The 13,300-nt window shown below is 28.3% G+C and carries 14 protein-coding genes; 12 read left to right on the top strand and 2 right to left on the bottom strand.

The genetic code is table 11. From position 1 onward, the window contains the following. Positions 1-59: 59 nt before the first annotated feature. On the top strand, positions 60-914 hold the full coding sequence (locus tag MOO46_RS02970; RefSeq protein ID WP_249511531.1) for an adaptor protein MecA: 855 nt from the start codon (positions 60-62) through the stop codon (positions 912-914). 56 nt (positions 915-970) lie between these two features. Then, complete coding sequence (locus tag MOO46_RS02965; RefSeq protein WP_249511530.1) at positions 971-2,041, top strand: competence protein CoiA; 1,071 nt, start codon at positions 971-973, stop codon at positions 2,039-2,041. Positions 2,042-2,075: 34 nt separating this feature from the next. Here the strand turns inward: MOO46_RS02965 and MOO46_RS02960 are convergent, their stop codons facing one another. Beyond that, a complete protein-coding gene (locus MOO46_RS02960) occupies positions 2,076-2,711 on the bottom strand; it encodes a DsbA family protein (protein WP_249511529.1) in 636 nt (211 codons plus the stop codon). Positions 2,712-2,925: 214 nt separating this feature from the next. Between MOO46_RS02960 and MOO46_RS02955 the strand changes: the two genes are divergently transcribed. From MOO46_RS02955 to MOO46_RS02930, 6 genes are all read left to right on the top strand, one after another. Then, positions 2,926-3,549: a GTP pyrophosphokinase family protein gene (locus tag MOO46_RS02955; protein ID WP_396121416.1), complete on the top strand. Its 624-nt coding sequence runs from the start codon at positions 2,926-2,928 to the stop codon at positions 3,547-3,549. Between the two features lie 2 nt (positions 3,550-3,551). Further along, positions 3,552-4,361 (top strand): NAD kinase, encoded by an 810-nt coding sequence (locus MOO46_RS02950; RefSeq protein ID WP_249511527.1) that lies wholly within the window; start codon positions 3,552-3,554, stop codon positions 4,359-4,361. Continuing rightward, a complete protein-coding gene (locus MOO46_RS02945; protein WP_249511526.1) occupies positions 4,354-5,235 on the top strand; it encodes an RluA family pseudouridine synthase in 882 nt (293 codons plus the stop codon). Before MOO46_RS02950 ends, MOO46_RS02945 begins: the two co-directional genes overlap by 8 nt. Positions 5,236-5,298: 63 nt before the next feature. After that, on the top strand, positions 5,299-6,156 hold the full coding sequence (locus MOO46_RS02940) for a methyltransferase domain-containing protein (RefSeq protein WP_249511525.1): 858 nt from the start codon (positions 5,299-5,301) through the stop codon (positions 6,154-6,156). 11 nt (positions 6,157-6,167) lie between these two features. Next, complete coding sequence (locus MOO46_RS02935; RefSeq protein ID WP_249511524.1) at positions 6,168-6,680, top strand: tRNA (cytidine(34)-2'-O)-methyltransferase; 513 nt, start codon at positions 6,168-6,170, stop codon at positions 6,678-6,680. A gap of 230 nt (positions 6,681-6,910) precedes the next feature. Further along, positions 6,911-9,046, top strand: coding sequence for a DNA translocase FtsK (locus MOO46_RS02930; RefSeq protein WP_449658084.1), 2,136 nt, complete (start codon positions 6,911-6,913; stop codon positions 9,044-9,046). A 37-nt stretch (positions 9,047-9,083) separates the two neighbouring features. On the opposite strand, the gene MOO46_RS02925 is transcribed toward MOO46_RS02930, so the two are convergent. Next, a complete protein-coding gene (locus MOO46_RS02925) occupies positions 9,084-9,200 on the bottom strand; it encodes a DUF4044 domain-containing protein (RefSeq protein ID WP_260525478.1) in 117 nt (38 codons plus the stop codon). A 91-nt stretch (positions 9,201-9,291) separates the two neighbouring features. Here MOO46_RS02925 and MOO46_RS07935 point away from each other — a divergent pair, with 91 nt between their 5' ends. The 4 genes from MOO46_RS07935 (at position 9,292) to MOO46_RS02910 (ending at position 13,298) form a co-directional block, all read left to right on the top strand. After that, positions 9,292-9,672: a DUF3397 family protein gene (locus MOO46_RS07935; protein ID WP_396121415.1), complete on the top strand. Its 381-nt coding sequence runs from the start codon at positions 9,292-9,294 to the stop codon at positions 9,670-9,672. Between the two features lie 138 nt (positions 9,673-9,810). Beyond that, positions 9,811-10,758: a 16S rRNA (cytosine(1402)-N(4))-methyltransferase RsmH gene (rsmH, locus tag MOO46_RS02920; RefSeq protein WP_249511523.1), complete on the top strand. Its 948-nt coding sequence runs from the start codon at positions 9,811-9,813 to the stop codon at positions 10,756-10,758. A 24-nt stretch (positions 10,759-10,782) separates the two neighbouring features. Next, positions 10,783-11,148: a cell division protein FtsL gene (gene ftsL / locus MOO46_RS02915; protein ID WP_249511522.1), complete on the top strand. Its 366-nt coding sequence runs from the start codon at positions 10,783-10,785 to the stop codon at positions 11,146-11,148. Continuing rightward, on the top strand, positions 11,145-13,298 hold the full coding sequence (locus MOO46_RS02910; RefSeq protein WP_249511521.1) for a penicillin-binding transpeptidase domain-containing protein: 2,154 nt from the start codon (positions 11,145-11,147) through the stop codon (positions 13,296-13,298). Before ftsL ends, MOO46_RS02910 begins: the two co-directional genes overlap by 4 nt. Positions 13,299-13,300 lie beyond the last annotated feature (2 nt).

Raw genomic sequence — 13,300 nt, 5'->3', positions numbered from 1 at the left:
ATTGTTTACTTGTTCATGATTAATGATATAAAATTTAAATAGAAGTGAGGTGCTCTTTTATGGAAATGCAACGTATAAACGAAGATACAATTAAAGTTATTATAAGTAATGATGAGTTGTCTGAGCGAGGAGTAGATGTATTGTCGCTACTGGGTGATGAAGACCGTATTGAATCATTCTTATATGGTATTTTAGAAGAAATTGATGCTGATAAGGAATTTAAGGATACTTCTGCTGTTACATTTCAAGTAGTGCCTAATAAGTCTGGACTTGAAATGTTCATTAAAAATAACCATTTAAGTGATCAAGACATTGATAAAAATAAATTATCTAATGATAATTTTAATAAGACAACTAATAATAAAAATAATGGATATAATAATTCAGAACATGAAGATCTTGAAAATTTGAGCTTTGAATTGAATAAGCATATTAATAATTTCAACCAAGAGATTAAAGATCAAAATGGAAGAGATAATTTATTATATAATCTTAAGAAAATTAAAAATGAAATTGATGGATTAATGGGTTCTAAACAAAATGATATGATTAATAAATCAATTTCTCAACTTGTAAATGCTGCTAAAAGTATGGACAATGAAAATCCCAATACTTTAGTTACTAATATTACTCTTAAATTTAATTCATTTGAGGATTTAATTGGACTTTCAAAAGCTTTGGAAAATAAAATGCCAGAGACTTATTTATATAAATATAATGATGATTATTATTTATATATGACTTTACCTGATGGATATAATAATGATGATAAGGTTATATTTCAAAGAGACGTTTCTCTATCATTGGAATATGCTTCTAAAAGCAGAATTCCTATAGCTACTTTATCTGATGATGGTAAGTTAATGATTAAAGTTAATGCTTTACCAACCTTAAAAAAATATTTTGCAAAATAAAAGCTAGTACTTAAAAATACTAGCTTTTTTCGTATATATTGTTAGGGTGAATTATTTTGTTAATAGCTAAAAAAGGTACTGAAACGGTTATGTCAATTTATGCTAATAAAAATAATGATTACTATTGTCCAATTTGTTTATCTAAAGTCATTTTAAAAGAGTGTAAAAATAAGGTGAATCATTTTTCACATTTTTCAAATAGTGATTGTCCTAATCTTCATGAAAATGAAAGTAGTGAACACATTAAAGGAAAACTTCAAATTTTAAAATTTATTAATAATAAGAATACTAAAATGGAATATTACATACCGTGTATAAAGCAACGACCTGATTTAATAAATAAAAATATCGCTTTTGAATTTCAATGTAGTCCGATTAGTAGTGAAAGGCTAAAAGAAAGAATAGCTGGTTACAAAAAAATAAATATCCATTCTCTATGGATATTAGGCAGTAACTATTTAAAGCATTTTGGCAATATAAATACTAATAAATTTTTTTATTATTCTAAAAATTTAGGATTCTATATCATGTTTTGGTCTTTAAATAATTATTTGGAACTAAGATATAATTGTTTAGATATAGATGGAGTAATAAAATATAAAACTCATTTTTTCAATAACTTTAATGAACTTATTAATTTTATGAATACTAATACGGTTAATTATAATTATTTTTTAAGTTTTAATAGTTTAAAACATCAATATGATAGTTTAAGAAGTAAAATTAAATATAAAAATAAAAATGTATTATATTTTCAAGAATACTGTTATCTAAGAGGTGAAAATATTGAAGGAGTTCCGATAGTTAATGACTTAAAAAGATATTCTTATCCAATTTTTAATAATAACTATTTTTTTATTAAGATTGTAATTTTAATAAATTTAAAAAACGGTATTTATATTAGTGACTTATTTAAAATATATTGTTTACATGTAAAAAAATATTGTAATTTTCCATTAATTAAAGATATTTCTATATTTTATAAAATAGACTTTAAAAGATATATTATCATTTTAAAAAATAATGATTACATTAAAATAACCCATGGTAAAATATTCTTACTAAGAAGTATATTTTGGTTTAGTGATTATTTTGATCGCTTGAGCTTCTTAACAAAAAATAAATAAAAGTCCCCAAAATATATCTTTTGAGGACTTTTATTTATTTAACAATATGAAAATTAGATTTGTGCTTTTTTGAATGTTTAATAGCTTGATTCAAACTATCTTTTGTTAAGTTATCTTCACAGCATGTATTAAAAAGTTCAGAGTAGCATACATTATTTGTTAATATTCCATTATCGGTAGGATTCTCACAATTAAATATAACAGCTGATGCCGGCTTTTTAATATTCATTGCTTTAACAATCTTTTGATCTTCTTGAATTGTATTTTTGGCTAGATTAGATCTTCGATCTTCTTCAAACATCGAAATATCCAATTTATTATTTTCTGCTATGTTTAATGATAAGTCATTTGTGTATTTTAATCCGTCATTTAAAATTTTATCTTGCATGTCCATGAAAAATGATCTACCATTTCTCATACCTTGAAATAAAGCTGCTTTATAATCCAATACAACATCATGGTATAAAGAAGATAGTTCATTTGAAGACAAAATTTTTTTTAATTGGTTGTTTGAGTGACAAAAATCAGTTTGAATAACTTTCAGATTAAAGATAGGTATAAATTGAAATTTAAATTTAGAATCCATATCCTTAGATAACTGTACAACAGCTTCTTCTGATTGTTCACATTCTTTACATAACGGATCTATAAAAAGAAAAATTTCAAACATATTGTTCCTCCCTTCAAACTAATCCCAAAAATATATTAACAAAAACTACTTATTTAATTAGATTATTTAAATGAATAATACTACAATTATTAGCATACCAAAATATTTCATAAATACAAATAATTAATCTATTTTTATTAATATTTTTTACATATATTAAAATATGGTAAAATAATTGAGTGAAATGGCTTATATAAAGGAGGTTTTCCTAGTGATAAAAAATTGGAATAACTTTTTATTTCCATATGAACAAGCTTTAGGGGAACTAAAAATAAAGCTAAGAGGAATTCGTAATGAATTTATTCAATTTGGTAAAAGAAGTCCGATTGAATTTGTTACAGGAAGAGTTAAACCTGTTCCCAGTATTAAAGAAAAAATGACTAGAAGATATATATCAGAAAATCGTTTACCTCAAGATATGGAAGACATTGCTGGCCTTAGAATAATGTGCCCATTTGTTGAAGATATTTATCAAGTAGTTGATCTTTTAAGAAAAAGAACGGATATTAATATCTTAGAAGAACGTGATTATGTTAATAAAGAAAAATCTAGTGGGTACCGTTCATATCATATTGTCTTTGAATATCCGGTTGAAATGACTACCGGAGAACACAAAATTTTGGCTGAAATTCAAGTTAGAACTCTTGCCATGAACTTTTGGGCAACGGTAGAACATTCACTAAACTATAAATACAATGGAGTATTTCCAACAGAATTAAAAAATAGATTACAGCAATCTGCTGAAACTGCTTTTAAATTAGATGAGGGCATGTCAGAAATTCGTGATGAATTAATTGAAAAACAATCTGAATATTCTAAAAATAATAGGGATGATTAATAATGAGAGTTGCAATATATAGTAATGATGGATCCACTTCCAATAAAGTTGCAAGTCAATTAAAAGCAAAAATTAAGGACTCTGATAAGCTAAATTATGATGGTTTAAATCCAGAAATTGTTATATCTGTTGGGGGAGATGGAACTTTATTATCAGCATTTCATCATTACATTGACTCAATTAATAAGATTAGATTTGTTGGAATTCACACTGGACACTTGGGATTTTATACTGATTGGCGTGATTATGAAGTTCAACAGTTAGTCGATAGTTTAGAAGATGATAATGGTCAGAGTGTTAGTTATCCATTATTGTCAATTGATATTAAATATAAAGATGGTGGTCCATCTGATAGTATGGTAGCCTTAAACGAATCTACATTAAAGCGTGTTAATGGCACTATGGTTACTGACGTTAACATCAAAGACGAATTTTTTGAAAAATTTAGAGGTGACGGATTATGTGTATCTACACCGACTGGATCAACTGCATATAATAAATCAGTTAGTGGAGCGATAATCAGTCCTCAATTTAATGCAGTTCAAGTTTCTGAAATGGCGTCAATTAATAATCGAGTTTTTAGAACTTTAGGTTCACCAATTATTATTCCACCAAATGAATGGATTACTATTATTCCTGATGATCCATACCATAATATTTTAACTTGTGACCAATTATTAGTGAAGAATCGGCCAATTGAGTCCATTACTTATTCAATATCTAATGATCGTATTTATTTTGCTCAGTATCGACATACACATTTTTGGAAAAGAGTAAGTAATTCATTTATTGGAGTTCATAAAGATGACTGAATTTAATTGGGAAAATCATACCAAATCACCAATAAAACTAAGAACTTTTTTAAAATGGCATGGTGTTACTAGAAATTTGTTGAAGCAAGTTAAATTTCATGGTGGATTGATAATAGTTAATGGTAAAGAACAACATGTTAATTTTATGTTGAAATTTAATGATAAAGTGAAGTTAGTATTACCTAAAGAGGATTCTAATGATCATTTTTTGGTTTCTAACTTATCGATTGATATTTTATACGAAGATAGTCATTTTTTAGTTGTCAATAAACCATCCGGAGTTGCATCGGTTCCTTCCAGAATATACAAACAAGATACTTTAGCTAATCGTGTTAAAGGTTACTTTCAACGTCAAAACTATGAAAATCAACGAATTCATATTGTTAATCGGCTAGATATGGATACCAGTGGAATTGTTTTATTTGCAAAGCATCATTTTGCACATTCTGTTTTAGACAAGCAGTTTAAAGATGATACTATTAAAAAATATTACATGGCAATTGTAGATGGACATATAAATAATAAACATGTTGAGATTGATCTACCAATTGGTCGAAAAAAAGATTCTTTTGTTGAAAGAACAATTGATGATAATGGTAAGATATCTAAAACTGAATTTTGGGTAGAAAAAGAAATTAATCATTTTACATTATTAAATATAAAGCTTCATACTGGAAGAACCCATCAAATTAGAGTCCATTGCAAAGCTATTCATCATCCATTAATTGGGGACTGGCTATATAATCCTTATAATAATACAATGAAAAGACAAGCTTTACATTGCTATAAAACTATCTTTTATAACCCATTTATTGATAAATATATAGAATGCAATGCTCCAATTCCTGAAGATATGATGAAAATAATTAAATAAAAAGCTCCTTAAAAAGGAGCTTTTTATTATGATATACTTAAGGGTAATTAAAGGAGACTAGAAATGAAGAAAATAGAAATTGCAGAACAATTTTTATCCCAAAATATTAATCTTTTTAAGTGTCCAAATTGTGGGATGCCTTTTCAAAATATAAATAACCATTCTGTTACTTGTCCTAATAATCACTCTTTAGATATTTCTAAAAAGGGAACTTTGTACTTTATTAATCATAAGATTAATACCGAATACAATACTGATATGTTGGTTTCTAGAAGAAATATTATTAGGGCAGGCCTTTTTGATGGGATTTTAAACAAGATTTCAAGTCTAATACCATCGGGAAAACAAAATATTTTAGATATTGGTAGTGGCGAAGGAACCCCATTATCTAAGGTTGAATCAATTAGAAATAATCAAGATACCGCAATAGGGTTTGATATTTCTAAACCGGGAGTTAACTTATCAACTAGTGAGATTAATTCTAATTTATTTTATTGTGTTGCTGATTTGGCTAATCTTCCGTTTAATGATGATAGTATTTCTATAATTATGGATTTATTTTCGCCATCTTCTTACAATGAATTTAATCGAATTATTAAAAATAATGGACATTTAATAAAAATTGTTCCTAATTCTGGGTATTTATTGGAATTAAGAAAAAAGCTGTACAGTGATAATGACCAAAAACAAAATTATGATAATTTTAATGTTATCAATTTGTTTATGGAACATTATCCTAATTCAGTTACACATCAAGTGAAATATAAATTTAAAATTCCTCAAGGAATGCAGAAAGATTTAATGTTAATGACACCAATGCATTGGGGAAAAGATGCAAAAGATCTCACAAAAAGTCAGCTTAATGAACTTACATCAATTACCGTTGATGTTACCGTTTTAGATAATAAATTTACAAAATAAGGAGTAAAATTATGACTAATCATATTGTTTTGTTTGAACCACTAATGCCTGCTAATACTGGTAATATTGCTAGAACTTGTGCAGGTACAGATACAGTATTGGACTTAATTAAGCCTTTGGGTTTTTCAGTTGATGATAAACATTTAAAAAGAGCCGGCTTAGATTATTGGAATAAGGTTGATATCAATTACCATGAAAATTTACCTGATTTTATGGAAACATTAGGAGAAAAAGATCAATTGCATTTAGTTTCGAAGTTTGCAAGTAAAGATTATACGGATTGTGATTATTCTAAAATTGAATTTAACCATTATTTCATGTTCGGAAAAGAGACTACTGGGTTGCCAGAGCCATTTATGAGAAAACATTCTGAAAAAGCAATTCGTATTCCTCAAGATGATACTCACATTCGTGCGCTCAATCTATCTAATACATGCGCAATAGTTGTGTATGAAGCATTGAGACAACAAGGCTTTCCTAAATTGGATCGTACACATGAATATGAACATGATAAGTTAAAATAGAGGAGTAATATTTTTTGGCTAGAAAGAAAACAGTTCGTAAAAAGAAAAAATTGAATACTCATATCTTTTCTGTTGATAAAAAATATAATAATTATGTAATTGGATTATGTTTTATCGTTATTGCTTTATTTAGTTTAATGAAGTTAGGATTTATTGGTACGATTTTAAATAACATTTTCCGCTTTTTTGTTGGTGACAGTGTTCTAGTTTTATACATCATTTATTTCTTAATGGGAGGATTACTTTTATTTAAAGGAAATAAATTTAAATTCAACCCAAGAATTATAATCGGAAGTTTATTTATTTATTTAGGTGGACTTTTACTTTTATCAGCTTTGACTTTAACAAATGATAGTAGTATGAATTTTATAAATCAAAATTTGCAACTAATATCCCATGATTTTATTAGTATGAATGACAGTAGCGTACTAGGTGGCGGTATTATTGGAGCAATTCTATTAACTATTTTTAATTTTTTGGTATCCATTCTTGGTTCAGAAATTATTGCTATACTTTCAATGGTTATTGGAGCTTTAATTTTATGCAATATTTCAATGAATCAATTATTTGCTAAGTTCCAAAAAAATTCAGAAAATTTATCAAAAAAACTTGGTATATCGTCACAAAAAATAAGTTATAAAATTCATAATGTTCATTTAAAAAGTCATAAAAGTTCTAAAATATTCAATAATTCTGATAATATTAAACAAGAAGAAAGATTTGAGGATAATAAAAAAGTTTCTAAATCTAATCATGAGGAAAATAAACCCAAGTTATCTGGTTGGATGGATAAACATATTAGTGATAAAGATGAGGCCAAAGACTATAAAATAGCTAGTGATTATAATAAAGAAAATAAAGAATCTCCCAAAGTATCTGATGTTATAAATAAACATCAAGAGACTAAAGAAGATGATAATAATATTAACGTTAGTTCAGCAGATGATAGTGATTATACTTTACCATCATATAATCTTTTATCTGAAGTTAAACAAACGGATCAATCAGATGAGTATAAGGAAATTGACCATAATACTGGTGTTTTAAAAAAGACACTTAATAGTTTTGGTGTAGATGCTGAAATTAAAAATGTCAGCTTAGGACCATCAGTTACAGAATATGAAATCCATCCAGCAATTGGGGTGAAAGTTAGTAAAATTGTTAATTTGGCTGACGATTTAGCCTTGGCACTTGCTGCTAAAGATATTAGAATTGAGGCACCAATTCCTGGAAAGTCATTAATTGGAATTGAAGTTCCTAACAAACAAGTATCAATGGTTTCTTTTAGGGATGTTGTGGAGTCACAAAGCCCAAAACATGGTTTACTAAGTGTTCCTTTAGGAAGAAATGTAAATGGCGATGTTATTTCAACTGATTTGACAAAGTTGCCACATTTACTGATTGCTGGATCCACTGGTAGTGGTAAATCCGTTGCGATTAATGGAATCATTACTAGTATTTTATTAAATGCTAAACCTAGTGAGGTTAAAATGATGCTTATTGATCCTAAAAAGGTTGAGTTAGGCGTATATAATGGAATCCCACATTTATTAACACCAGTTGTTTCTGAACCTAAAAAAGCTGCTAGATCTTTGAACAAAGTTGTTAAAGAAATGGAACATCGTTATGATTTATTCGCTAAAAATAATCAACGAAAAATTAGTAATTATAATGACTACGTTAAAAAATTAAATCAAGAAGATAATGGAGATAGAGAGCCTTTACCTTATATTGTTGTCGTTGTGGATGAATTGGCAGATTTAATGATGACTGTTTCGAATGAAGTAGAGAGCGCTATTATTAGATTAGCTCAAATGGGGCGTGCAGCTGGAATTCATATGATTTTGGCTACTCAAAGGCCTTCAGTTGATGTTATTACAGGATTAATTAAATCAAATGTTCCTTCTAGAATTGCTTTTGCCGTCTCTAGTGGTGTTGATTCTAGAACCATTATTGATACTAACGGAGCTGAAAAATTATTAGGACGAGGAGATATGTTATATCTACCTATTGATAAAAATAAGCCAGCTCGTATTCAAGGAGCATTTATTTCTGATGATGATGTAGAAAATGTTGTTGATTACATAAAGCAACAACAAACAGCTGATTATGATGATTCTATGACTGTTTCTGATGAAGAAATTAAGCAAGAGGAAGCAACAGAAGATCAGGACGAATTATTTGGAGATGCATTAAAATTTGTTGTTCAGGAACAAAAAGCAAGTACTTCTTTATTGCAACGTAACTTTAGAATTGGTTATAATCGTGCTGCTAGAATTATAGATGATTTAGAACAGCGTGGATATATAGGACCACAAGAGGGTAGTAAGCCACGACAAGTTTATAAGCAACCTAGTGATTCTTAAAAATAAAAAAATGGAACCACTTAGGTTCCATTTTTTGTTATTGCATTATTGAATATACAGATCCCAGTACTAAACCAGCAACTGTCGAAATTATCATAACCCAAACAAAAATCATAGTAATTATTTGGAATCTTGATTTTTTCTTTTTAGCCATTAATTGCACCACTTTCTACACAATATATTAGTACTAAGTTTACAATTGATAATTATATATTGCAAATTCAAATTTTAAAGAAAGAAGATGAATTATAATTAGTCCTTTTTTATTTCTAAGTTTAATATTATTTCAAATAGTATTGCTTTTTATAGTTTCGTTGATATTCACTTCTATTAAATCTATTGTAAATAAATATTTTCCAAATAATTTAAGTATTAGTGACTTTTTCCCACTAATTAATGGTTTTTATATTTATCAAATATCTTTAAACAAAAATGGAACATCTTACTTACCTTTAGTATTATTTATTTGGGTTATTTTAGGCATTATTTTAGGCATTTTTTACTTATTTAGATCTAATGATGCTAATATTATTAAATTTTATAAGTTATTTTGGAAATTAGGCATTATATATATGTTTTTAGCGTGGATTTTAACAATTTTTATTTATGGTTATCAAATTTTATAAAAGTCATCTTTTTAGATGGCTTTTTTATTATATGAATAATGATAATGTGGTGGTGTAAAGTCTATTATAGTGGTAGAATTTAATTAAATATACTTTAATCGATTATTTTATAAAAAATATATAAAAGAGGTGACCCTAATGGTAAAATTTCATCATGAAACAGTACTACTTAATGAAGCAGTTGATGGCTTAAATATTAATCCAAATGGAATATATGTTGATTGTACTTTAGGCGGTGGTGGACATAGTGAGAAAATATTGCAACAATTGGACAAAGGTCATTTATATTCTTTTGATCAAGATCAAGTTGCAATTGAATATAATCAAGAACACTTAAAAAAATACATATCAGCTGGAAAAGTTTCGTTTATTCGTGACAATTTTAAAAATATTAGTGAAGCTTTAGATGAATTGGACGTTACTTCAGTTGATGGAATTATTTACGATTTAGGGGTTTCATCTCCACAATTTGATGATGCTAGTCGTGGATTTAGTTATCAACACAATGCTCGATTAGATATGCGAATGGATCAACGTAATTCTTTAGATGCTTGGCAAATAGTCAATAATTGGCCATACAACAAATTAGTTAAAATATTCTTTAGATATGGAGAAGAAAAATTTTCTAAGCAAGTTGCTCGAGCAATCGAAAATAATCGAGAAAAATCATCAATTGACACAACTGAAGAATTAGTTGAGGTAATTAAGCAAGGAATTCCAGCAGCGGCTAGAAGACATGGTGGTCATCCAGCAAAAAAAGTTTTTCAAGCTTTAAGAATTGCAGTTAATGATGAACTAGGTGCTTTAGAAACATCTTTAGAATCGGCTATTGATTTAATTGGAGTCAATGGGAGAATCTGCGTTATTACATTTCAGTCTCTAGAAGATCGACTAGTTAAAACTATGTTTAAAGAAAAAACTATTATTATGAATTTACCACATAATTTACCGGTTATCCCGCCTGAAATGCAACCCAAATATAAATTGGTTAGTCGTAAACCAATTTTACCTAGTGGCGAGGAACTTGAAGAGAATCATCGTTCACATAGTGCTAAGCTTAGAATAATACAGAGAATAAGCAATTAAATAACATAGAAAAGAGTAATTTAAATGTCACAAAATAATTTAGCTAGAAAGAAATATAATAATGCTTATAGTAATGTTTCTAAAAAACCAGCTACTAATAATACGGAAAAAATTCATCTTTCTTTGTCTAAGTTTGAAAAATCAGTTTTATTTGTAGGAACTGTAACTATATTTATATTAATGTTATGTTTAGTTGGAGCAAAAATTACTTTGGGCAATTATTCTACTGGATTACAATCAATTGAATCTTCTTTAAGTAAAATTGATAACAATAATACTTATTTAAGACAGGAGATTGGTGAGCTACAAAGTAGTAACAGATTACAAAATATTGCCAAAAAATCTAATTTGTCATTGTCTAATAAAAATGTAAGGAATGTAAGTAAATGAGTAATAAATTGAATAGCAATCCTAAACTAAAAAAACGCCAAAAAAATCGTAGCCATGTTGGACAACTTTTGTTGTTGCTATGTATGGGCGTTTTTTTGTGTATTGGGTTAAGATTTTCATACATTTCAGTATTCAAGCATGTTCAAGGAGTTAATTTAAGTCAGTTAGCTCATAATCTTTATACACAAAATAAGGTTATTCCTTCTAAAAGAGGAACTATTTACGATGCTAATGGTCAACCTTTGGCCGAAGATACTAGTAAGTATACTTTATATGCTGTTTTGAATAAAAATTATTTGGATATTAATCATAAACCAATGTATGTAACTAATAAGAAAAAGGTTGCTCGAGCTATTTCTGATGTTTTACCGATTTCTTATAAACAAGCACTAAAAAATTTGTCTCCTAAAAATAATGCCTTTCAAGTTGAGTTTGGAAGTGCTGGTTCCAATATTTCATTAATTACTAGGAAAAAATTAGAAAATAAGCATGTTTCTGGTTTAGGTTTTACACAACAACCATCTAGAATTTATCCAAATGGAGAGTTTGCTTCACATATTATTGGATATGCTTCGCCGTTAAATACTAAAAATGGTTCTTCTCAATTAGTAGGTCAAATGGGAATTGAACAAATATATAACAAGTTACTGACAGGAACAGACGGTTATAGCGAAGAACAAAAAGATAGTACCGGTGTAGAAATTCCTAATAAGAATAATAAAAGTAAAAAAGTCAAAAATGGTGATGATGTTTACACCACTTTAGACTATCGTTTACAGTCTTTATTAGAAACTGAAATGACCAATGTATATAATCAAGCTCATCCTTCAACTATGAATGCAGTTTTGGCGAACGCAAAAACTGGAGACATTTTAGCTGCAACTCAAAGACCAACATTTAATGCAACTACTAAACAGGGATTGGACAAAATTTGGCGAAATACATTGGTACAAGATTCTTATGAACCAGGTTCAACAATGAAAATATTTACAGTTGCATCTTCTATTAATAGTGGACATTATAATGGTAATGCAACTTATACATCTGGTCAGTATTTTATTGATGGACGTGTTGTTCCCGATTGGAATCCTGCCGGATGGGGAACAATTAGTTACAATAAAGGTTTCGCACTATCAAGTAACGTTGCAATGGCTCACCTGGAACAAAATATGGGACCTAAGACTTGGCGTCAATATATGAATCGCTTTCAATTCTTTAAACCATCTAATACAGGTTTTTCAGGTGAAGAAAATGGTAGTGTTCAGTTCCAATATCCAATTGAACAGGCTAATACTGCTTTTGGACAGGGGATTCAAGTTAATGCTCTTCAAATGGTTAGAGCGTTAACTTCGATTGCTAATGATGGAAAAATGCTTCAACCGAGATTTGTATCTAAAATTGTTAATCCGAAAAATAAAAAATTAATTCAAGAATTACCACCTAAAATAGTTGGTAATCCAATTACTTCTGAAACATCTAAAAAAGTTATCAAACATATGGAAGATGTTGTTTATCAACCTTATGGAATTGGTGCTGATTATAAAATTCCTGGATACAAAATTGCAGCTAAAACGGGTACTGCACAAGTCAGTGATGGTAAATCTGGATACGCTTCTGGTGATGATAGTTATCTATATTCTGTTGCCGGAATTGCACCCGCCAATAATCCTAAATACATTTTATATTTAACTATGAAACAGCCTAAATTACCTGCTGGTAAAACTGCTTCTCAATTAATGGCACAAATATTTAACCCAGTGATGCGTTTAGCTTTAGAAGAAAACGTTAATGCTAATAATTCAAATGATGTCGAAGTTCCCAAAATTGTTAATGACAGTATAGATGATGCTAAAAATAAGATGAAAAAATCTAAAGTTAAATATATTGTCATTGGTAATGGTAATAAAGTTATGGACCAATCAATTGATCCATATGAAAAGGTTACAAAGGATAGATTAGTTATTTTACAAACCGATGGTGATAAAAAATTGGCAAACTTTAAGGGTTGGTCTAGATATGACGTTGCAACTTATTGCAGAATGGCAGGAATATCTGTTGACTTGCAAGGTGATGGATATGCATACCAACAAAGTATTTTACCTAATAGTCCAATTTATGATATGTCTAAATTAAGTGTTAAATTTAAATAGAA

It is taken from the genome of Apilactobacillus apisilvae (assembly GCF_023380225.1).
GTDB lineage: Bacteria > Bacillota > Bacilli > Lactobacillales > Lactobacillaceae > Apilactobacillus > Apilactobacillus apisilvae.
Note: the sequence above shows the minus strand (reverse complement) of the source record. Positions and strands in the feature narration are given on the sequence as shown.

Coding starts and splice junctions, on each gene's coding strand:
- ftsL (WP_249511522.1), top strand. CDS start 10,783: ATGTCACAAAATAATTTAGCTAGAAAGAAATATAATAATGCTTATAGT.
- MOO46_RS02930 (WP_449658084.1), top strand. CDS start 6,911: ATGGGAGGATTACTTTTATTTAAAGGAAATAAATTTAAATTCAACCCA.
- MOO46_RS02925 (WP_260525478.1), bottom strand. CDS start 9,200: ATGGCTAAAAAGAAAAAATCAAGATTCCAAATAATTACTATGATTTTT.
- MOO46_RS02950 (WP_249511527.1), top strand. CDS start 3,552: ATGAGAGTTGCAATATATAGTAATGATGGATCCACTTCCAATAAAGTT.
- MOO46_RS02945 (WP_249511526.1), top strand. CDS start 4,354: ATGACTGAATTTAATTGGGAAAATCATACCAAATCACCAATAAAACTA.
- MOO46_RS02960 (WP_249511529.1), bottom strand. CDS start 2,711: ATGTTTGAAATTTTTCTTTTTATAGATCCGTTATGTAAAGAATGTGAA.
- MOO46_RS02910 (WP_249511521.1), top strand. CDS start 11,145: ATGAGTAATAAATTGAATAGCAATCCTAAACTAAAAAAACGCCAAAAA.
- MOO46_RS02940 (WP_249511525.1), top strand. CDS start 5,299: ATGAAGAAAATAGAAATTGCAGAACAATTTTTATCCCAAAATATTAAT.
- MOO46_RS02935 (WP_249511524.1), top strand. CDS start 6,168: ATGACTAATCATATTGTTTTGTTTGAACCACTAATGCCTGCTAATACT.
- MOO46_RS02970 (WP_249511531.1), top strand. CDS start 60: ATGGAAATGCAACGTATAAACGAAGATACAATTAAAGTTATTATAAGT.
- rsmH (WP_249511523.1), top strand. CDS start 9,811: ATGGTAAAATTTCATCATGAAACAGTACTACTTAATGAAGCAGTTGAT.